General features: G+C 70.0%; 20 protein-coding genes. 13 read left to right on the top strand and 7 right to left on the bottom strand.

Annotated features, from left to right (window positions below; all coding sequences use genetic code 11):
* Positions 1-5 precede the first annotated feature (5 nt).
* The 4 genes from ACQPZX_RS45780 to ACQPZX_RS45765 all read left to right on the top strand — a co-directional run bounded on the left by ACQPZX_RS45780 (position 6) and on the right by ACQPZX_RS45765 (position 4837).
* Positions 6-3095, top strand: a complete 3090-nt coding sequence (locus tag ACQPZX_RS45780; protein ID WP_433370583.1) for a protein kinase domain-containing protein — start codon at positions 6-8, stop codon at positions 3093-3095.
* 69 nt (positions 3096-3164) lie between these two features.
* On the top strand, positions 3165-3380 hold the full coding sequence (locus ACQPZX_RS45775) for a hypothetical protein (RefSeq protein ID WP_433370580.1): 216 nt from the start codon (positions 3165-3167) through the stop codon (positions 3378-3380).
* A gap of 23 nt (positions 3381-3403) precedes the next feature.
* Positions 3404-4135 (top strand): M50 family metallopeptidase, encoded by a 732-nt coding sequence (locus ACQPZX_RS45770; protein WP_433370577.1) that lies wholly within the window; start codon positions 3404-3406, stop codon positions 4133-4135.
* 42 nt (positions 4136-4177) lie between these two features.
* Positions 4178-4837 carry a M50 family metallopeptidase gene (locus ACQPZX_RS45765; RefSeq protein WP_433370575.1) on the top strand — a complete coding sequence of 220 codons (660 nt, stop codon included), beginning with the start codon at positions 4178-4180 and terminating at the stop codon, positions 4835-4837.
* A 4-nt stretch (positions 4838-4841) separates the two neighbouring features.
* On the opposite strand, the gene ACQPZX_RS45760 is transcribed toward ACQPZX_RS45765, so the two are convergent.
* On the bottom strand, positions 4842-6410 hold the full coding sequence (locus ACQPZX_RS45760) for an acyl-CoA carboxylase subunit beta (RefSeq protein WP_433385895.1): 1569 nt from the start codon (positions 6408-6410) through the stop codon (positions 4842-4844).
* Positions 6411-6526: 116 nt separating this feature from the next.
* Here ACQPZX_RS45760 and ACQPZX_RS45755 point away from each other — a divergent pair, with 116 nt between their 5' ends.
* The 3 genes from ACQPZX_RS45755 to ACQPZX_RS45745 are packed head-to-tail and all read left to right on the top strand — an operon-like array spanning position 6527 to position 8929.
* Positions 6527-7447 carry a hypothetical protein gene (locus ACQPZX_RS45755; RefSeq protein ID WP_433370572.1) on the top strand — a complete coding sequence of 307 codons (921 nt, stop codon included), beginning with the start codon at positions 6527-6529 and terminating at the stop codon, positions 7445-7447.
* Between the two features lie 50 nt (positions 7448-7497).
* The gene (locus tag ACQPZX_RS45750; RefSeq protein ID WP_433370569.1) at positions 7498-8352 is read left to right on the top strand and encodes a biotin--[acetyl-CoA-carboxylase] ligase; all 855 of its coding nucleotides are present in this window, start codon (positions 7498-7500) and stop codon (positions 8350-8352) included.
* 4 nt (positions 8353-8356) lie between these two features.
* Positions 8357-8929 carry a PH domain-containing protein gene (locus ACQPZX_RS45745; protein WP_433370566.1) on the top strand — a complete coding sequence of 191 codons (573 nt, stop codon included), beginning with the start codon at positions 8357-8359 and terminating at the stop codon, positions 8927-8929.
* Here ACQPZX_RS45745 and ACQPZX_RS45740 read toward each other — a convergent pair.
* Genes ACQPZX_RS45740 through ACQPZX_RS45730 form a run of 3 tightly spaced genes read right to left on the bottom strand, consistent with a single transcriptional unit; the run spans position 8895 to position 10816 of the window.
* Positions 8895-9419, bottom strand: coding sequence for a GtrA family protein (locus tag ACQPZX_RS45740; protein ID WP_433370563.1), 525 nt, complete (start codon positions 9417-9419; stop codon positions 8895-8897). The two genes, ACQPZX_RS45745 and ACQPZX_RS45740, sit on opposite strands and share 35 nt — an antisense overlap.
* 32 nt (positions 9420-9451) lie before the next feature.
* A complete protein-coding gene (locus ACQPZX_RS45735) occupies positions 9452-10000 on the bottom strand; it encodes a GtrA family protein (protein WP_433370560.1) in 549 nt (182 codons plus the stop codon).
* 51 nt (positions 10001-10051) lie between these two features.
* The gene (locus ACQPZX_RS45730; protein ID WP_433370557.1) at positions 10052-10816 is read right to left on the bottom strand and encodes a sigma-70 family RNA polymerase sigma factor; all 765 of its coding nucleotides are present in this window, start codon (positions 10814-10816) and stop codon (positions 10052-10054) included.
* Positions 10817-11101: 285 nt separating this feature from the next.
* On the opposite strand from ACQPZX_RS45730, the gene ACQPZX_RS45725 reads away from it, so the two are divergent.
* Positions 11102-12910, top strand: a complete 1809-nt coding sequence (locus tag ACQPZX_RS45725; RefSeq protein ID WP_433370554.1) for a phosphoenolpyruvate carboxykinase (GTP) — start codon at positions 11102-11104, stop codon at positions 12908-12910.
* 115 nt (positions 12911-13025) lie between these two features.
* Entirely contained in the window at positions 13026-13796 is a 771-nt protein-coding gene (locus ACQPZX_RS45720) for an isoprenyl transferase (protein WP_433370552.1), read from the top strand.
* On the opposite strand, the gene otsB is transcribed toward ACQPZX_RS45720, so the two are convergent.
* Positions 13793-14599 (bottom strand): trehalose-phosphatase, encoded by an 807-nt coding sequence (gene otsB / locus ACQPZX_RS45715; protein ID WP_433370549.1) that lies wholly within the window; start codon positions 14597-14599, stop codon positions 13793-13795. The two genes, ACQPZX_RS45720 and otsB, sit on opposite strands and share 4 nt — an antisense overlap.
* A 256-nt stretch (positions 14600-14855) precedes the next feature.
* On the opposite strand from otsB, the gene ACQPZX_RS45710 reads away from it, so the two are divergent.
* The 4 genes from ACQPZX_RS45710 to ACQPZX_RS45695 all read left to right on the top strand — a co-directional run bounded on the left by ACQPZX_RS45710 (position 14856) and on the right by ACQPZX_RS45695 (position 18781).
* Entirely contained in the window at positions 14856-16247 is a 1392-nt protein-coding gene (locus ACQPZX_RS45710) for a PhoH family protein (RefSeq protein ID WP_433370546.1), read from the top strand.
* Between the two features lie 283 nt (positions 16248-16530).
* Positions 16531-17250 carry a lytic transglycosylase domain-containing protein gene (locus ACQPZX_RS45705; RefSeq protein ID WP_433370543.1) on the top strand — a complete coding sequence of 240 codons (720 nt, stop codon included), beginning with the start codon at positions 16531-16533 and terminating at the stop codon, positions 17248-17250.
* A gap of 119 nt (positions 17251-17369) precedes the next feature.
* The gene (locus tag ACQPZX_RS45700; RefSeq protein WP_433370540.1) at positions 17370-18083 is read left to right on the top strand and encodes a S1 family peptidase; all 714 of its coding nucleotides are present in this window, start codon (positions 17370-17372) and stop codon (positions 18081-18083) included.
* Between the two features lie 38 nt (positions 18084-18121).
* Positions 18122-18781, top strand: a complete 660-nt coding sequence (locus tag ACQPZX_RS45695; RefSeq protein ID WP_433370537.1) for a rhomboid family intramembrane serine protease — start codon at positions 18122-18124, stop codon at positions 18779-18781.
* Here the strand turns inward: ACQPZX_RS45695 and ACQPZX_RS45690 are convergent.
* Both ACQPZX_RS45690 and ACQPZX_RS45685 read right to left on the bottom strand, forming a co-directional pair.
* Positions 18778-19173, bottom strand: a complete 396-nt coding sequence (locus ACQPZX_RS45690) for a MarR family winged helix-turn-helix transcriptional regulator (protein WP_433370534.1) — start codon at positions 19171-19173, stop codon at positions 18778-18780. The two genes, ACQPZX_RS45695 and ACQPZX_RS45690, sit on opposite strands and share 4 nt — an antisense overlap.
* Positions 19146-20009 carry an LLM class flavin-dependent oxidoreductase gene (locus tag ACQPZX_RS45685; RefSeq protein ID WP_433370531.1) on the bottom strand — a complete coding sequence of 288 codons (864 nt, stop codon included), beginning with the start codon at positions 20007-20009 and terminating at the stop codon, positions 19146-19148. The genes ACQPZX_RS45690 and ACQPZX_RS45685 overlap by 28 nt, the downstream gene beginning before the upstream one ends.
* Between the last annotated feature and the right edge of the window lie 206 nt (positions 20010-20215).

Below are 20215 nucleotides of genomic sequence, written 5' to 3'. Positions count from 1 at the left end.
GCGTGATGTCTTCTTCTCCCCCAGCCGTTGTCGCTGACCGTTACCGGCTTGTCGCGCCGCTCGGTCAGGGCGGGATGGGTCGCGTCTGGCGGGCGACCGACGTTGTCCTGCACCGTGACGTGGCCATCAAGGAGCTGGTCCCGCCGCCCGGGCTGACGCCGGGCGAGCGGCAGGAGATGCGCGAGCGCTCGCTGCGCGAGGCACGCGCGATCGCGCGGCTCAACAACGTCAACGTGGTCCGCGTCTTCGACGTTCTGCGTACGGATGCCGACCCGTGGATCGTCATGGAATACGTGCCGTCCCGCTCGCTGCAGGACACGCTGGCCGCCGAGGGCCCGTTCAACCCGGTGCGCGCCGCCGAGATCGGTCTCGGCGTGCTGGGTGCCCTGCGCGCGGCACACCGGGCGGGCGTGGTGCACCGCGACGTCAAGCCGGGCAACGTGCTGATCGGCGCCGACGGCCGCGTGGTGCTCACCGACTTCGGCCTGGCCACCGTGCCGGGCGACCCCAATGTCACGCGTACGGGCCTGGTGCTGGGCTCCCCGGCGTACATCGCCCCCGAGCGCGCCCGCGACGGCACGGCCGGCCCCGGCGCCGACCTCTGGTCGCTGGGCGCCACCCTCTACGCCGCGGTCGAGGGCGCGTCGCCGTTCGCGCGCCCCTCCGCGATCGCCACGCTAGCGGCCCTGGCCACGGAAAATCCGCCGCCCGCGCGCAACGCCGGCCCGCTCAAGCCGGTGCTCAACGGCCTGCTCCGCAAGGACCCGACGCACCGGATCAACGCGGAGGAGGCGGAGCGCCTGCTCAACCGCGCCGCCGGCCGCCGCTCCAAGCTCGCCTTCCCGATGAGCCCGACCATGCGCCGCCCGGGTGTGGGCCGCGACCGGCCCAGCGGCCTGATGGCGCCGACCGGTTCCACCCCGGTGGTGCCGGGTCCGCGCCCGCCGGTGGTGCCCGCTCGGCCGGTCGATCCGCCGGGCCGTCCGCCCGTGTCGGGTGGCCGCCCGGCGGCCGGCGGTGGCCGGCCGCCGGTCTATATCCCGGGCAAGGCGCAGGTCGGCCCGTCCGCGGAAACGCCGACGCGGGTCGACGGTCCCAAGGCCGACGCTCCCCGTCTCGACGCGACGCGGGTGGACACGCCGCCGGTCCGTGACGACAAGACCAAGATTTTCGGTACGCGTGGCAGGCCCACAACCACACCCGGGCAGCCGCCCGCCACTGGTCAGGGCCGGCAGTCCGCCACCCCGCCGACCCACACGAGCCGCGGTGAGCGAGGCGGTTTCACGGCCGCCGACGTCGCCGCCAACCGTCGTCGCCAGGCCGCCCCCGAGCACGAGCAGTCACTGGCCGACGCGACCGCGCTCGTCAGCCGCATCGACACCCCACCCGCCGACGCCACGACGGTCGTCGGCGACACCGCAATCGACGCCACGACGGTCGTCGGCCCGCCCGCGGACGCCACGACAGTCATCGGCGCACCCCGAAAGGGCGCGCAGAAGCCAAAGAAGGCCCCCGCCAAGGCGACTCCCGCCGAGGCAAGGGCCACGACCGAGGCGCCCTCGGCCGGAGCGCCTTCGGCCGACGCGCCTGCGGTTGAGGCGCGCGCGGCGGAAGCGCCTGCGGTTGAGGCGCGCGCGGCTGAAGCGCCTGCGGTTGAGGCGCCTGCGACCGAGGCATCTGCGGCCGAAGCGCCGGCAGCCGATGCATCGTCAGCCGGAGTGCCCCCGGCCGAGGCGTCCGGAGCAGCCCCGACCAAGGCACGTCTGGCCGAAGCGGCCCCGACCAAGGCACCTCCGGCCGAAGCGGCCCCAACGGAGGCGGCATCGGTCGAGCCGAGTCCTGCCGAGTCGAAGGCGAAAGCCACAAAGGCGGCCGCCGAGGCAAAGGCGGCCAGGGCGAGCGCGGCCAAGGCGACCGCGAGCGCGGCCGAGGTAAAGGCGGCGGAGCCCGAGCCGACCGACGCGGAGCCGGCCGAGCCGGATTCGGACGCGCAGACGGCCGACAGCGCTGCGACCGAGCTCGCTCCCGCGGCCGAGAAGGACGCCGAGAGCGGCGAGCCCGAGACCACCGCGGACACGCTCGAGAGCGACACCGATGCCGACGCGGCGAACGAGCGGGAGACCGAGGCCGAAGCCGCGGAGGAGAGTGAGCCTGCCGCCGACCCGACCGACGAAGCCGCCACGACGGATAAGTCGGAAAAATCGGAAAAGGGTACCGCGCTGCAGTTCCCACTGGCGCGCCCGGATCAGCCGACAGAGCGAGCAGAATCCCCGGACGACCTGACGCCCATCTCTCCGGCGATCAATCGCTCGACCCGCCCGGCGTGGCGTCCCATGGAGGTCACCCCCTCCAGCCGCGGCGGCGTCACCGTCTTCGGCACCCGCCTGACCTACCCCCAGGCCGCGGTCGGCGCCGGCATTCTCCTGCTGGTCCTGGTCCTGATCGGCGTTCTGACCGCCCAGGCCTTCGGCAACGACGACCAGACCGGGAACAAGCCCAACGCCGCCCCCACCACCCAGCAGCAGCCGGCCGGCGCCGCCAGCAACGGCGGCACCACCAGCCCGACCGGCGGCGCCGGCACCGCGACGACCGCGCCCTTGACCCCGTCGAGCGCGCCCGCGAACACCGATCCGGCCAACGTCACCCTCCCGGCCGGCTGGCGCATGTACACCGCCGGCGCGACCGGCGGCGGCCCCGGCTTCACCATCCCGCTGCCGAGCGGCGCCAAGCCCACCGGTGGCGGCACCGAGCTGCGGTTCCGGTGGAACAACCGGCTTCTGATCATCGATCGCAGCAACTCGCCGCAGGCCGATGCCTACCAGGACTGGAAGACCCAGGAGGCGGGCCGCCGTGGCAGCTACCGGAACTACCAGCTCATCAAGATCGACCGCGTGAATTACCGCGACTACGAGTCGGCCGCCGACTGGGAGTTCCTGTACACCACGGACGGCGGCAACGCCCAGCACGCGGTCAAGCGGAACATCCGCGTCGACGGCAACGCCGCGTACTCCATCTCCTGGTACACGACGCCGGAGGACTGGGCCGCCTCGCAGAGCGATTTGCAGCTGCTCTACCAGGGCTTTCAGCCCAAGTAACAAAACCGATGTGCGTGAAGCCGGATGAATGGGTAATTCATGCGGCATCACGGATGGAGGTGCAGTGCCATGAACTGCCGACGGCACGGCAGTAAGCCCACAATCGCCCTCTGGATGCTGGTCGCGGCAGCGGATCTCGCGATCCTGGTCGCCGCCACCGGCCTGGTCACCATGCTTCTGATCGTGGCGGGCCTGGTCGCCCTCGCCGGCGGCGTGCTGGCCACGCGCACCTTGTTTCGGCCATCGGCCGAGGCCGCCGAGGCGGTGGCACGCCGACGCGCATAGCGTGATCGGCTACAGTCCCCGGCGTGTCGATCGACGGTGTGACTGATCTTTGGGACAAGCTGCTCGGCGCTCAACCGGACCCGCCCGGCCTGCTCGTGCTGCTCACCGCCTTGGCGGGCCTGCTCGCGGTGGCGTTCCGGCCGGTGTGGCGGGTGGCCCGCAACGCGGTGACGATCGCCCATGAGGGTGGTCACGCGCTGATGGCCCTGCTGACCGGTCGCCGGTTGCGCGGCATCCGCCTGGAGTTCGATACGTCCGGCCTGACGCTCTCGTCCGGCCGCCCGACCGGCCCGGGCATGATGCTGACGCTGCTCGGCGGCTATATCGCCCCGTCGCTGCTGGGCGTGCTCGGCGCCTGGCTGCTCGGCGGCAACCGGATCACGCTGCTGCTCTGGCTGGCGGTGGTCCTGCTGTTGCTCATGCTGATCAACATCCGCAACCTGTTCGGCGTGGTCTCGGTGGTGATCACGGGTGCCGTCGTGTTCGCGGTCTCCTGGTTCGCCTCACCCCAGGTGCAGGCGATTTTCGCGTACGCGGGGGTCTGGTTCCTTCTTTTCGGGGGTGTGCGGCCCGTCTTCGAGCTGCAGAGCCTCCGCCGGCGCGGGCGTATGCCCGAGTCGGACGCGGACCAGCTCGCCCACATCACCCACGTCCCGGCTCTCTTCTGGGTCGGCGTCTTCCTCATCGTGGATCTGGCCGCCTTGGTGATCGGCGCGTTCCTGCTAGCGGGTCAATGGTTGCCACAATCCGCCTGACGGGTGATGGAACGGTGACACCACCGTCGATACGTTCCGGTTATGGCGGGCAATGTCGGAATGGCCTGGACGACCGCAGTGGTCGCGTTTGTCGCCGCCGTGCCGTTGGGCAAGTTCACCCTGCTCGCGATCACCTGTGCCCACGAGGGCGGCCATACCCTGCTCGGACTGCTGACGGGGGTGAAGGTCGGCCGGATCACGGTGAGTCGCGACGGTGGCGGCGAGACCGGTTTCCCGGAGAAGGTTCCCTGGCTGGCCGACGTGCTCAGCACGATGGCCGGCTATCTCGGCCCGTCCGCGGTCGGGCTCGGCGGCGTCTATCTGCTCGGGCATGACAAGGCCGAATGGGTCCTGTGGATCAGCCTCGCCCTCTTCGTGTTGCTGCTGTTCCGGATGGGCAACCTGCTCGGCTTCGTCACGGCGATCGCCACCGGCTTCCTGCTCTGGTACGTCGCCACGCACTGGAGCGACCAGGCGCAGCTGACGTTCGGCTACGCCTGGGTGTGGTTCCTGCTGATGGGCGGGGTACGCGCGATCACCGGCCTGTTCTGGGCGACGCACGGCGGCGACCGAACCTCGGACGCGGCCGTGATGCAGCGCCTCACCCTGCTGCCGGACGTCTTCTGGCTGGGCGTCTTCTGGCTCGCCGCGATGGCCGCCCTCGTCTTCGGCGGCGCGAAGATGCTGCAGCTGGGCGTGTGACCGCTCAGAGCGGGATGTTGCCGTGCTTCTTCGGTGGCAGCGTCTCTCGCTTGGTGCGCAGCATCCGCAGCCCGCGGGTGATCTGGGCGCGGGTCTCCGAGGGCTGGATGACCGCGTCGACGTAGCCGCGCTCGGCCGCGATGTAGGGGTTGGCGAGGGTGTCCTCGTATTCCTGGATCAGCTCGGCGCGGCGCTCGGGAGTGTCGATCTCGCCGCGGTAGAGGATGTTGACCGCTCCCTGGGCGCCCATGACGGCGATCTGGGCGGTGGGCCAGGCGAAGTTGAGGTCGGCGCCGAGGTGCTTCGACCCCATGACGTCATAGGCGCCGCCGTACGCCTTGCGGGTGATGACCGTGACCTTGGGAACCGTGGCCTCGGCGTACGCGTAAATCAGTTTTGCGCCTCGGCGGATGATGCCGTCCCACTCCTGCGAGGTGCCGGGCAGGAAGCCGGGCACGTCGACGAAGGTGACCACCGGGATGTTGAAGGCGTCGCAGGTCCGCACGAAGCGGGCGGCTTTTTCGCTGGCCGCGATGTCGAGGGTGCCGGCGAAATGCATGGGCTGGTTGGCGACGACGCCGACCGGGCGTCCCTCGACGCGACCGAAACCGATCACGATGTTCTGCGCGTAGAGGGGCTGGACCTCGAGGAAGTCGTCGACGACGGTCTCGACGACCTTCTTGATGTCGTAGGGCTGGTTGGCCGAGTCGGGGATCAGCGTGTCGAGGTTGCGGTCGGCCTCCGAGATGTCCAACTCGGTCGGCATCTCGAAAGCGACCGGTTCGTCCACATTGTTGGACGGGAGGTACGACAGCAGCGCTCGCACGTAGTCGATCGCATCGTCCTCGTCCGAGGCCATGTAGTGAGCGTTGCCCGACCGCGAGTTGTGCGTGCGCGCCCCGCCCAGTTCCTCGAAGCCGACCTCTTCGCCGGTGACGGTTTTGATCACGTCGGGGCCGGTGATGAACATGTGGGAGGTCTGGTCGACCATGACGGTGAAGTCGGTGATCGCGGGGGAGTAGACGGCGCCCCCGGCGCATGGGCCCATGATCAGCGAGATCTGGGGGATGACGCCGCTGGCGCGGACGTTGCGGAAGAAGATGTCGGCGTAGAGGCCGAGGGCGACGACGCCTTCCTGGATGCGGGCGCCGCCGGAGTCGTTGATGCCGATGATGGGGCAGCCGGTTTTCATGGCGAGGTCGAGGACTTTGACGATCTTTTCGCCGAAGACTTCGCCGAGGGAGCCGCCGAAGACGGTGAAGTCCTGGGAGAAGACGCAGACCTGGCGGCCGTCGACGGTGCCGTAGCCGGTGACCACGCCGTCGCCGTACGGCCGGTTCTTGTCGAGGCCGAAGTTGGTGCTGCGGTGGCGGGCGAGCTCGTCGAGCTCGACGAAGGAGCCCTCGTCGAGCAGCAGCTCGATGCGCTCGCGGGCGGTTTTCTTGCCGCGGGCGTGCTGTTTCTCGACGGCGCGGGCCGAACCGGCGTGGACCGCCTCCTCGGTGCGGCGTTCGAGGTCCGCGAGCTTCCCGGCGGTGGTGTGGATGTCGGCCTCGACCGATTCCTGCTGCATCGTCACGGTAATCCTCGCCGTAGGTATAAGAGCCTCGCTCGTGATCGTAATGCCGGGGCGGCCGGGCGGTGCTACGAGTGCGTTTCGCACCCAATGCCCTATTCGTTACTCCAGGCGTGACGAACTGGATGACCGCGGCCGGGCTCGCCCTCATCGCCGGTGGCCTCGCCACATTGATCAGCTTCCGTTCGATGCTGTTCGGCGGCGGGGAACGCCGGGCCCGCCGGCGGTCGGACCGGGCTCTCGAGGCGCCGCGTCGTCGTCCCGCGCTGCCCGCGGCGCCGATTCCCGAGCCGGCCGAGCCCGAAGACCTCGTCGGCGCGGGGTCACGGCGTGCGCGGCGAGGGCGGCGGCGGGCGCTGGCCACGGCATCCCGCGAGCAAGAGATCCCGTCGCTGTCGCTCGGGTCCGAAGAGGACGATCGCGGTGGGCTGGCCTCGATCGGCTTCGCCGACGAGGAAGACCCCATTGACGCGTACGCCGACAGCTGCGTCGACGCGGAAGAGGACGAACCCGCGGTGGAAGAGGAGGAGCTCGCGCCCGCCCCGCGCCGCTCCGACCGGTACGGGGACCGCGTCGAGGGCTGGGTCCGGCCCGAGTACCACGACCAGCCCGACGAGCCCCGCCCCGGCGAGTACTGGACGCCCATCCCGGTCGACCTCGCCGGCGACGCCGAGCCGTCCGCTAAGGGCTACGGCTGGCCACGCCCGGTCGAGCGTCTCCCGGCCGTCCCCGACTACGAGCCGGCAACCGGCTTCGACCTGATCCCGGTCGTCTCCGAGCCCACCGAGGTCGTCCCCGCCTGGCCGATGAACGACGACCGCCCGGGCCGGATCCGCCTGCCCCGCTCGTGGGCGACCCGCAACGACAAGCCGGCCCGCAACGAGAAGCCGGACAAGCCGCCGGCCACCGAGCGCCGGCGGCCTCGTCCGCGGCCCCGCCCGGAGCCGCCGGCCGACCGCAACACCACCGTCTATGTGAGCCGCCACGCGGCCGACCCGCCACCGCCGCCCCCGCCCCCACGCCAGGGCCGCTGACCGGCCCGCGGGCTCGCCCTTGCTCAGGGCCGCCGGGCTACGCTCGGCGAATGCCCGCTTCGCCGTACACGGACCTGGACCGGCCGCCGCTCTCGTCGCGCGGTCTCGAGCGGGCCCTGGTGACCCCCAGCAGCTTGTGGACGAAGATCGACATCCGCGCCGAGACCGGCTCCACCAACGCCGACGCCGCCGCGGCGGCCCTGCGCGGCGAACCCGAGGGCCTGGTCGTGGTGGCCGAGCAGCAGACCGCCGGCCGCGGCCGCCGGGACCGGCAGTGGACCTCGCCGCCGCGCGCCGGCCTCACCCTGAGCGTCCTGCTGCGCCCCGGCGTCGCCGACCCCGAGCGTGGCTGGCCCGCCGCGCCCACCGGCGTCTACGGCTGGCTGCCGCTGATGACCGGCGTCGCCCTGGTCGAGGCGGTGCGCCGGGTCGCCGAGGTCGAGGCCGCCCTGAAGTGGCCCAACGATCTGCTGGCCGACGAGCGCAAGTGCGCGGGCATCCTCGCCGAGGTGTCGGGCGACGCCGTGGTCGTCGGCATCGGACTCAACGTGACCACCCGCGCCGAGGAGCTGCCCGAGACCAACGGGCTGCCCGCGACGTCGCTGCGGCTGGCCGGCGCGGCCGCCACCGACCGCGACCCGATCCTGCGCGCCCTGCTGCGCGGCATCGCCGGCTGGTACGGCGGGTGGCGTGAGGCCGGCGGCGACGCGGAGCTGTCCGGCCTGCTCGGCGCGTATCGGCGGGAGTGCGCCACGATCGGCCGGCGGGTGCGGGCGCTGCTGCCCGGCGGCGGCGAGATCACCGGCGAGGCGGCCGACGTGGACAACAACGGGCAGCTGGTGATCCGTTCGGCTGACGGCGGGGAGCATCGCGTCTCGGCGGGTGACGTGCTGCACGTACGCTGACGGCGTGGCGTTCCCGGACGAGGTTCTCACCGACGAGGAGGAGGTCGTCCTCCACCTGCACCCGCACTGGAAGACGACGATCCGCCCGGCCCTGGTCGTGCTGCTGGCGCTGGCCACCGCGGCCTTCGCCTGGGTGATGCTGCCGCAGAACAACGGCGGCTTCCTGGGCTTCGGCGTGGTCGCCCTGATCATGGGCTATTACGGCATCCGGTACGGCGTCGCCCCGCTGGTCGTCTGGCGCTGCACCCACTACGTGGTGACCAACGAGCGCGTCCTGCTGCAGGACGGCGTGATCGCCCGCGAGCGCCGCGACCTCCCGCTGAACCGGATCAACGACCACCTGCTGACCCAGTCGGTCCTCGACCGCCTTTTCGGCTGCGGCACGCTGACCATCGACTCGATCGGCGACCAGGCCGCCGTCCTCGTGGCCGTCCCGCACGCCCACCAGCTGCAGACCGCGCTCTACGAGCTGATCGAGCAGCTGCCGGACGAAGAAGAAGAGGAAGAAGAAGAGGAGCCCGAGGTGCCGCCGCAGCGCGGCATTACCTCCTGGCGTCGAGCTCGGCCTCCGCGCTGAGCTCCGCGAAGCCGGCGACCGCGTCGAGGTCGGCCAGCTCGGCCTCGTGGCCGTCGACCGGGGGCTTCAGGAAGACGAACGTGCGGTACGCCCAGAAGCGGAAGACCGTCGCGATCACGATGCCGATCAGGGTGACGCCCATGAACAGGAGCTCGTCGTGCTCCTCGGTGAGGCCGAAGCCGTACTTGCCGATCGCCACCGCGCCGGACTGGATGAACATGCCGACCAGGTTGAAGCCGAAGAACAGCGTGTACTCCCGGCGCAACGCCGTACGCGTGTGATGCCGGTAGGTCCAGTAGCGGTTCGCGAAGTACGCCAGCGTGGTGGTCACGATCGTCGCGATGACGCTCGCCTTGACCGCGCCGATCGGTAGCGCTGCCCACGTGATCGCGATGTAGAGCAGCGTGTTGCCGGCGCCGATGACTCCGAAGGCGATGGCCTCGGGGGCAAGACGGCGCAGGCGTTCCGTCAGCGTGCTGGCTGAAGGCATGGGGGTCAACCTTTGGTGAGGAGATGAATCTGTCACGCCGTGTCACGCACCGGCGAGGGCGTTGCCACGTTAGTCGCGTGGTGCTCGGGTTGCCGCCCCGCGGTGCTCTTATCGGGGGACGTTGTGGCGCGGAACACGAATCGCCGGTACGACCAGAAGCGGAACAGTGTGCCCAGGCCCGTCCCGATGAGCAGGCCCGAGACGTTGTCGGCGAGCGCCGACTGGAACTCCGGCCAGACCGAGCCCAGACCGTAATGGCTGATCGCGAGGCAGGCCAGGCCGATGCCGAGGCCGATCGCGTTCAGCACGAAGAACAACGTGTACTGCCGGGCCATGTTGTCGTGGACGCGGTCCCGCCAGGTCCAGAACCGGTTGCCGGCGAACGCGAACGTCGTCGCGATGACCGTGGAGACGGTCTTGGCGAACAGCGTCTCCCAGCCCGCATTGAGCAGCACGTTGAAGATGGCCACGTCGATCGCGAACGAGATCGTGCCGACCGTGCCGAACTTGCCCAGCTCGCGGATGAGCCCCCGAAGCCTCGCTCGCAGGCGGGACGGTGGCGTCGGCGAGATCTCGGGCACGCCCCGAGAGTACCGGCCGCTGTCACGGTGCGCAGTTTTCGTTGGCGAGTCTTAACCGGCCCTGTCGGCATGGTGACGCTGGCGGTACGAACGGTGACGCAGCCCGTCGATCTCCCGGATCTCGGCGAACCGCCCCCGGCACTCGCCGCACCAGCCCAGGTGGGCACGCATCCGGCCGTCGTCGCGGGGCGCGAGGCGGCCGCACAGGTGCCCGCCGAGCCGGTCGCCCGCCCAGCGGCACTCCGGGTGATCGGCGGCCGCTACGTGCTGTTGGAGATAAAGACTGCGTAGCCCTTCCCGGGCGCGGTGGGCGAGCACGGCCACCGCGTTCGGCGTCATGCCGAACATGCCGGCCACCTCGGCGGGCGTGTTGCCCTCGACCGCGGTCTGCCAGAGCACGTCGCGCCAGCGCTCGGGCAGCTGCTTGAAGGCGGCCGCCGCGTACGACCGTTCGAGCCGGTCGAGCGCCGGGTCGGTGAACGGCTCGCCCTCGTCGTACCGGGTGAGGTCGTCGGTGAACTCGAGCCGCCGGTCCCGCCGCGCGCGGTGGTAACAGACATGCCGCATCGTCGTGTGCAGGTAGGCGCGGAAGGCGACCAGCGGCCCCCGCCCGGCCCGCAACGACGCGAACACCTTCGCGAACGTCTCGGCGACCAGGTCGTCGGCGTCCGCCGCATCGCGGGAGAGCCCGTACGCCAGTTGCCGCGCCGCCGTGCGATGGCGCTCGTACAGCGTGCCGTAGGCGGCCGTGTCGCCGGCCCGGACCGCGGCCAGCAAATCGGTGTCCGAGTCCGGCTCTGCTATCGGGATCGTCATTCCTGCCCCCTAAAGACGGGAAGACCAGATATCCGAAGTTTAAGGCGTTTAGTCCGATTTGGGAAAGTCCACCGAACGGCCCGGCTTGGAACGCCTGAAAAGCCGATGCTGCGCGCAACTGCGCTAAGCGACGAAGAATCGATCGTCTGCAAGCAAAGTTTCCGAGGATTGTGCGGTCTTCCACAGAAATTCCCGATGAACCTCACGTGGCGCGGCCTTAGGCTCATGTGACTCCCATGACCTCCTCCCCGGGGTCATTGGTCAGTGCCGACCGAAGGAGATCGCATGCAGCAGCCCCCGACCTCGCACGCCCGCCTCCTGGCGTGGGTCGACGAGGTAGCAGCCCTGACCACGCCCGACCGGATCGTCTGGTGCGACGGCTCGGAGTCCGAGTGGACCGGCATCACCGATGCCCTCGTCGACTCCGGCGCCCTGGTCCGCCTCGACCCGGCCAAGAAACCCAACTCGTTCTGGGCCCGCACCGACCCCGGTGACGTGGCCCGGGTCGAGGAGCGCACCTTCATCTGCTCGGTCGACGAGGCCGACGCCGGACCCACCAACAACTGGATGGCGCCGGCCGAGATGAAGGCGACCATGACGGAGCTCTACCGCGGTTGCATGCGCGGCCGGACGATGTACGTCGTCCCGTTCTGCATGGGCCCGCTCGACGCGCCGCAGCCGATGTTCGGTGTCGAGCTCACCGACAGCCCGTACGTCGTCGCCAGCATGCGGATCATGACCCGGATGGGGGCCGGGGTCCTGTCCGCGCTCGAGGAGACGAACGCCGACTTCGTGCCGGCGCTGCACTCGGTCGGCGCGCCGCTCGCGCCCGGCGCTTCCGATGTCGCGTGGCCGTGCAACGAGACCAAGTACATCTCGCATTTCCCCGAGACCCGGGAGATCTGGTCATTCGGCTCCGGCTACGGCGGCAACTCGCTGCTCGGCAAGAAGTGCTACGCGCTGCGTATCGCCAGCGTGGCCGCCCGCGACGAGGGCTGGCTCGCCGAGCACATGCTGATCATGAAGCTGACCTCGCCCGAGGGTCAGGTCCGCTACATCGCCGGCGCGTTCCCGTCGGCCTGCGGCAAGACCAACCTCGCCATGCTCGAGCCGACGCTGCCGGGCTGGAAGGTCGAGACGGTCGGCGACGACATCGCCTGGATGCGCTTCGGCGAGGACGGCCGCCTGTGGGCCACCAACCCCGAGTTCGGCCTGTTCGGCGTCGCGCCCGGCACCGATTTCCACACCAACCCGAACGCGATGCGCACGCTGGCCCGGGGCAACTCGGTCTTCACCAACGTCGCGCTCACCGACGACGGCGACATCTGGTGGGAGGGCATGGGCCAGCCGCCCGCGCACCTCACCGACTGGAAGAACCACGACTGGACGCCTTCCTCCTCGGCGCCTTCGAGCCACCCCAACAGCAGATTCTGTACGCCCATCGAGCAGTGCCCGATTCTGGCCGACGAGTACCACGACCCGCGCGGCGTCCCGATCGACGCGATCCTGTTCGGCGGCCGCCGCAAGACGACGGTCCCGCTGGTCACCGAGGCGCGCGACTGGGTGCACGGCGTCTACCTCGGCGCCACGCTTTCGTCGGAGACGACCGCCGCGGCCGTCGGCCAGGTGGGTGTGGTGCGCCGCGACCCGATGGCGATGCTGCCGTTCATCGGCTACCACGCCGGCGACTACTTCCAGCACTGGATCGACATGGCCAAGGGCGCGTCCGGCGACGCCGCCAAGCTCCCGAAGGTCTTCTACGTCAACTGGTTCCGGCGCGGCGATGACGGCCGTTTCCTGTGGCCCGGGTTCGGCGAGAACAGCCGCGTCCTCAAGTGGATCGTCGAGCGCCTCGACGGTCGCGGCGAGGCCGTGGAGACGGCCATCGGCCACGTTCCGACCACGGACGCCCTGGACGTGACCGGTCTGGACATTTCGGACGCCGACCTGGCCGCCATCCTCGAGGTCGACCGCGACGAGTGGCTGGCCGAGATCCCGCAGGTCACCGAATGGTTCACGAAGTTCGGCGACAAACTCCCGGCGGTTCTGTGGGCCGAGCTCGACGCCCTCCGCGCTCGACTCACCGACGCCTGACCCCTTCCCCGTATCGGCGGTCACCCCGCATTTCGGGGTGACCGCCAACTAGCCCAAAGGTAATTAACCGCCCGGCCGAGGTCGTCCGCGCACACGGGGGCTAGGGTTTGGGGCGATGAGTGTGCGGTCGCTGATCTATTCCTTCTACGAGCGTCGCCTGGCCGGGAAGCTGGTCGGCAAGCCCGTGCCCCAGCATGTCGGCGTCATGTGCGACGGCAACCGGCGGTGGGCCAAGGAGATGGGGTTCGTCGACCCCAACGACGGCCACCGGGTCGGCGCGGCCCGGATCAAAGAGCTGCTCACCTGGTGTGACCAGGCCGGCATCCGGCATGTGACGCTCTATCTGCTCGCCACCGACAACCTCCGTCGCCCGGCCGCGCAGCTCGACCCGCTGCTGCGGATCATCGAGGATCTCGCGACCGAGCTGGCCGAGGACGGCAACCCCTGGCGGCTGCGCATGGTGGGCGCGCTCGACGTGCTGCCCGCCACCACCGCCACGGCGTTGAAGGCGGCGCAGGAGAAGACGCGGGACCGCACGGTCGGCGTCGAGGTCAACATGGCGGTCGGCTACGGCGGCCGGCGCGAGATCGCCGACGCGGTGCGCTCGCTCATGCAGCAGCACGCGGCCGCGGGCGGCACGCTCGAGGAGCTCGCCGAGATCCTCGACGTCGAGCACATCGCCGAGCACCTCTACACCCGCGGCCAGCCCGACCCCGACCTGATCATCCGCACCAGCGGCGAGCAGCGGCTCTCGGGCTTCCTCCTGTGGCAGTCGGCGCAGTCGGAGTTCTACTTCCACGACGCCAACTGGCCGGATTTCCGGCGCATCGACTTCCTGCGAGCGCTGCGCTCGTACGCGAACCGCCAGCGCCGTTTCGGTGCTTAGAAGCTTTTCAGTCCCTCGGCGAGGAACTGAGCCACCGCGTCGGGGGACTCCAGGGTCAGGTCGGCGGCGCTGGACACCTCGGCGCCCGTCTCGGGGTTGGCGACCGCGACCGCCACGCCGAAGAAGCCGGGATCGACTGCCTCGCGGGCGCGCAGCGCGTCGAACGCCTTGATGTCGGACATGTCGTCGCCGAAATACCAGGCGCAGCGGGCGTTGCGGACGCCCTCGGTGATGACCATGCCCTTGTCCTGGTCGACCGGCGGCTTCAGCTCGATCACCATGCGGCCGCCCTGGATCTTGAGACCATGGCGCTCGGCCTGCTCGTGCCCCCAGCGCTCGACCTCGCCGGCCAGTTGCGGCGCGGTGCGGTAGTGCAGGGCCACCGACAGCCGCTTGAACTCCACCAGAATCTGCGGCGGCAGCTCTTTCTTGGCCCGCTCGGCCAGGTCGGACATCGCCGGGATCCACGGCAGGGCGGCCGGCTCGGTCACCACCTCGCCGTCGTGCCACACCTCGAGCCCGTAGAGGCCGTAGAGGTCGACGCGCTCGAGTGACGCGAATCTCGACCGGAGAAAGCTCACCGGGCGAGCCGAGACGATCGCCACCCGGCGGACGGCGGTCGCCAGGCTCTCCAGCACCCCGGGCACGGCATCGACCGGCTGGGACGCGTCGGGGTCGTCGGTCACGGGGGACAGGACGCCGTCGAAGTCGAAGAAGAAGGTGGTCTCGGCCGCGCGCTCGGCCGTGACGGCCCACGCGTCGGCGATGCTCGGCGGATGGATCGGACGCTGAGTCTCTGCCACGAAGTCAGATTACCTGCCGGAAGTCCGGTTGGTGGCCTGAGAAATTGCCGTGAGCCGGGTTTTGCGTACTACCGCGGTGGCTTGTTGACCGCTAGCGTTCTAGTCATGACGCGGGGTCATCCCGAGTCAGCCGGACGGCCCGGACCTGCGACACTGTGCGCCACGGGGCCCCGCAATCCGACCCCGTGCTGTAAGCCGGCCGCCGGAGGTGCGGACCGCGGGCGTCAACGGGTTGCACGCCCGCTGGAGCAGGCCTGTGACACCACGCCGATCTGACGCCGAGGGCACCTCTTCCAGCACTCGCGCCGCGTCGCGTCGCACATCCCGCGACCGTCACGCCGACGCCGAACCGGCCCCTATGGGCCGGGTTTTTGTTCTGGACACCTCGGTCCTGCTGTCCGACCCGGCGGCCATTCGCCGGTTCACCGATCACGAGGTGGTCATCCCACTCGTGGTCATCACGGAGTTGGAGGGCAAGCGTCACCACCCCGAGCTGGGCTGGTTCGCGCGGCAGGCGCTGCGCAATCTGGACGAGCTGCGGATCAAGTTCGGCCGGCTCGATCAACCGGTGCTCTGCAACGACGAGGGCGGCACCCTGCGGGTGGAGCTCAACCACGCCGATCAGAGTGTGCTCCCGCATGGTTTCCGCAACGACTCGAACGACACCCGCATCCTGTCCGTGGCGTTGGGCCTCGCTGCAGAAGGCCGCGACGTCACCCTGGTCAGCAAGGACATGCCGCTGCGGGTCAAGGCGGCCTCGGTGGGCCTCACCGCGGACGAGTACCTCCACGGCCAGGCCAGCGACCCGACGTGGACCGGCATGGCCGACCTCAAACTCGCCGAGGAGCAGGTCAACGCGCTCTACGCCGGCGAGGAGCTCGAGCTCGAGGAGGCCGAGAACCTGCCCTGCCACACCGGCCTGGTGATCCACTCGTCGCGCGGCTCGGCCCTGGGCCGGGTCAACCCCGACAAGACCGTCCGCCTGGTCCGCGGCGACCGGGAGGCGTTCGGCATCCGTGGCCGCTCGGCCGAGCAGCGTGTCGCCCTCGACCTGCTGCTGGACGAGTCGATCGGCATCGTCTCGCTGGGCGGCCGGGCCGGCACCGGCAAGTCGGCCCTGGCGCTGTGCGCGGGCCTCGAGGCGACGATGGAGCGCAACCGCCACAAGAAGGTGATCGTCTTCCGCCCGCTGTACGCCGTCGGCGGTCAGGAGCTGGGCTACCTGCCCGGCACCGAGAACGAGAAGATGTCGCCCTGGGCGCAGGCGGTCTTCGACACGCTCGGCGCGGTGGCGCACGCCAACGTCGTGGAGGAGGTCATGGCCCGCGGCATGCTCGAGGTGCTGCCGCTGACCCACATCCGCGGCCGCAGCCTGCACGACGCCTTCGTCATCGTCGACGAGGCCCAGTCGCTCGAACGCAACGTGCTGCTCACCGTGCTCTCCCGGATCGGGCAGGGGTCGCGGGTGGTGCTCACCCACGACGTCGCCCAGCGGGACAACCTGCGGGTGGGCCGGCACGATGGCGTCACGGCCGTGATCGAGGCCCTCAAGGGGCATCCGATCTTCGCGCACGTGACCTTGACGCGGTCCGAGCGGTCGCCGATCGCCGAGGTGGTCACCGATCTGCTGGAGGACATCCCTCTCTGAGGTGACCCTCGTGCCGGGGAACTTTCGACCGGTTTACGCGTAAATTTAGTGTGAGCAACCTCACAAGAGTGCGTCGGCATTTCACATCCACTTCACGTTGCGCAATGGTGTTCGGCGAGCGCCATCGCGTGGTCATCTTCGTCGGAGATCGACGTCGGGCCACCACCCCGATCGAAGCCGATCGGGGTGTCGGCCCGAGTGGTCGCGGTGCTCGCGGCATGGGCAGCCACCTTCCCCGGTGGCCGGACATGCCGCGTCCCTGCCCCCGACGAAGGGATACTTCGTGAGTCGGCCTTGGAGCCGGGTCGGAGTACGTTCCGCGTCGGTCGGCCTGCTGGTAGCGGGCTTGATCGGCGGCGTGTACCTCGGCAAGGACCGCGTGGTCCAGGCACCACAGCAGAGTTCCGAAGCGTCGAACGTCGTCCAGGTGGATGTCGACGACATGCAGCTGCTCAAGCAGCGAGCCGGCCAGCACGCCGCGGCCCGCGCCTACCAGCGCCAGGCCGAGGGCGACGCCGCCGCGAAGGCGGCCACCGAGGCGAAGGCCGCGGCCGGCAAGGCGCACGAGCTCGAGACCAAAGCCATCGCGGCGAAGAAGGCTCAGGAGAAGGCCGCCGCCGAGGCCGCGGCCAAGAAGAAGGCCGAGGAGACCGGCGGTCCCGTCGAGTACACCGGGCCCGTCCCCACCTCCTGCAACGAGTACACGGGCAGCCGGAAGACCGGATGCGCGCTGATGCTCGACGCCGGCTTCGGGATCGACCAGTTCCCCTGCCTGGACAAGCTGTGGAAGAAAGAGAGCGGTTGGAACTACCGCGCTTCCAACGCCAGCTCCGGCGCGTACGGGATCCCGCAGGCCCTGCCCGGCAGCAAGATGGGGTCGGTCGCCTCGGACTGGAAGACGAACCCGGCCACGCAGATCAAGTGGGGTCTCGGCTACATCGAGGGCCGGTACGACACGCCCTGCGGCGCCTGGTCGCACTCGCAGAGCACCGGTTGGTACTAAGTAGACAAATCTCACCGAAACGGGCCGCGCGGCTACCGCGTGGCCCGTTTCTGTTGTGATCAAATACGCGCATGGTCCGAAAAGCCGCGCTCATCCTCATTGGTGTCATGGTGAGTGTGATGGCGGCGCCCTGGGCGCATGCCGGGGTGACGGTCGTCGGCGGCGACGTCGCCCCGCTCGGGAAGTTCCCATGGATGGTGCGGCTGTCGATGGGCTGCGGCGGCACCCTGATCGGGCCCCGGGTGGTGCTCACCGCCGGGCACTGTGTGGACGGCACCGGCAACACCAAGACCATCAAGGTCACGGCCGGGGTCGTGGACCTCAAGTCGGCCAAGGCGCTCACCGCCCACTCGGTGTCGGTGATCCGGGCCGTCGGCTTCCGCGACGAGACCCGCGGCGACGACTGGGCCGTCATCCGCCTCGACCACGCGCTCGCCCTGCCCACGCTGCCGCTCATCGCGGGAACCGACGACAACGGGCAGTTCGTCGTGCTGGGCTGGGGGCAGACCCGCGAGGACTCGATGAAGCAGGAGCGGCGGCTGCACTACGCGACGGTGCCCACCGTGCCCGACGCGAAGTGCGCCGCCGAATACCAGAAGGCCGGGGTCAAGCTCGTCGCCAAGGAGTCCATCTGCGCCGGCAAGCACGGCGTCGACACCTGTCAGGGCGATTCCGGCGGCCCGATGATCGGGCGTGACAACACCGGCGAGTGGGTGCAGGTCGGCATCGTCAGCTGGGGGCTCGGCTGCGCGCGGGACGGCTATCCGGGCGTCTACACCCAGATCTCCGCTTTCCGCGACGAGATTCGCAAGGCGGCCAAGAAGCTGAGCTGACGTGGCAGCGTTTGCCGTCGCCTGGAACCATGGGAACCATGAGTTACGGCGGGGCGGACCCTCAGTCAGATGCCACCAGGTTCGGCACCGAGGCCTTCTACGCCTCGCTGGGGCGGGCCTTCGTGACCATGTGCGCGGTGATCCCCGTTCTGTTCCTGATCGAGGTCATCGACAAGGGGATCGGGTCGGGGCAGCTCGACATGGCCGGCGGGATCATCCCGCACCACCTCTCCGGGCTGGACGGGGTGCTGTTCAGCCCGTTCCTGCACGCGGGGTGGGATCATCTGTACGGCAACGCGGTGCCCCTGATCCTCGTCGGCACCTTCGCGCTCGCCGGAGGCGTCAAGCGGTTCATCTGGTCGACGTTCGTGATCATGCTGGTCAGCGGCGTGGGCGTCTGGTTCGTCGGCGACCCCAACAGCGTCGTGGTCGGCGCCAGCGGCGTCATCTTCGGCTATCTGGGTCTGCTGCTCACCCGGGGCCTGGTCGAGCGCAGCTGGTGGAACCTCGGCGTGGCCGCCTTCATCGGCCTGCTGTACTGGTACCAGCTCTACAACATCCTCCCGACCGACCAGCCGATCTCCTGGCAGGGGCACCTGCTGGGCCTGCTCGGCGGCGTGATCGCGGCGATCCTGTTCCGGCGCAAGCGGGTCAAGCCCGAGCCGGCCCTGTACACGCCGACCCTCGGTTCCCCTTAGGAGATTCGCTTCAGCAGCGCCTTCAGGTCCTTCAGCTCGGCGTCGGTGAATCCCAGCGCTCGCTCGGTCTCCTGATAGAGGCGCTCGCCCTCCTCCAGGACGCGCCGCCCCTCCGCGGTGAGATGCACCAGGTTGCGCCGCCGGTCCGCCGGGTCCGATCGCCGTTCCACCAGGCCCTTCCGCTCCAGCGCGTCGACCAGGTCGACCATCGTGGTGCGGTCCACGTTCAGCTTGCCGGCGGCCTGCTGCTGCGCGAGCGCCGGCCCGTCGCCGAGCACGGTGAGCACGGCCAGCTCCCGCCCGTTGATCCCCAGCGGCCCGAGCGCGGCCGCGGTGCGCTCGGTGAGTGCCAGCTGCGCGTGTTTCAGCAGGTAGCCGAGGCGGTCCCGCATCCGGACTCCCTCATCCTGGGCAACAGTTCCCCCACCTCCGCGACGCGCCCCAGCCCGCCGCCCCGGGGCATCAGGATCAGGTCGGTGAACCCGGCCGCCCCGAACGCCTCGACCGCGTGGAGTATCTCATCGCCGGTCTCCGGCACCGGAAACTGGACGCCCCGCCGCAGCGAGCCCGGATCCCGGCCGACGGCCTCGCAATGCCGATCCAGCACCTCCATCAGCCGGCCCAGGTCGCCCGGGGCGGTCTCGAAGGTCGCGGTCAGCCACCCGGTGGCGTGCTCGGCCACCACCCGCATGCCCCGCCGCTCGCCGTTGCTGGCCAGCCACAACGGCATTTCGCGCTGCATGGGCTTCGGCTCGGACGGCACCCCTTCCAGCCGGTAGTGCTCTCCGGAGAAGTTCGTTTCCGGCCCCGTCCAGAGCAGCCGCAGGATCTGGGCCGCCTCATCCAGCCGCTCGACCCGTTCCCGCGCCGAGATCGCCGGCAGGCCGATGGCCGGATCGACCTCCGGATCGCCGCCGGCGCCCAGCCCGACGTCGAGCCGCCCGCCGCTGACGTGGTCGACGGTAGCGGCCATCTTGGCGAGCAACGCCGGATGCCGATAGAGGTTCCCAGTGACCAGCGTGCCGAGCCGCACGCGGGCCGTCGCTTCGGCCATGGCCGCCAGAATCGTCCAGGCCTCGAAGATGTCGCCGGTGCGATCCCGCCCCATCGGCCGGAGGTGATCGAACACCCAGCACGAGTCAAAGCCAACGTCGTCCACAAGCCGCCAGAGCCGCCGATACTCATCGATCGCAAAATGCTGCTGAGAAGCCTTCCACCCGATTCGCATAGCCATCAGCCTAGCCGACCGTCAGCCGAGCTGACTATCACCCGACCCCCATCGACCTCGGGCGAGCCCGCCCGTCGGGCATGCTCGGCAAACCACGCGGCAACTTGTGCGGAAGTCGACCGGCGACACGTGTTGACCTGCGCGAACGTGGGTTTGAGCCGCAGGGGCAACCGCCATTTCCTGCGTACTCGAGGGTCCCTCATTCG

Origin of the sequence: Actinoplanes sp. CA-142083, from assembly GCF_050942195.1 — a bacterium.
GTDB lineage: Bacteria > Actinomycetota > Actinomycetes > Mycobacteriales > Micromonosporaceae > Actinoplanes.
The sequence above is the reverse complement of the archived record's forward strand: the minus strand, read 5'-3'. Positions and strand labels throughout refer to the sequence as shown.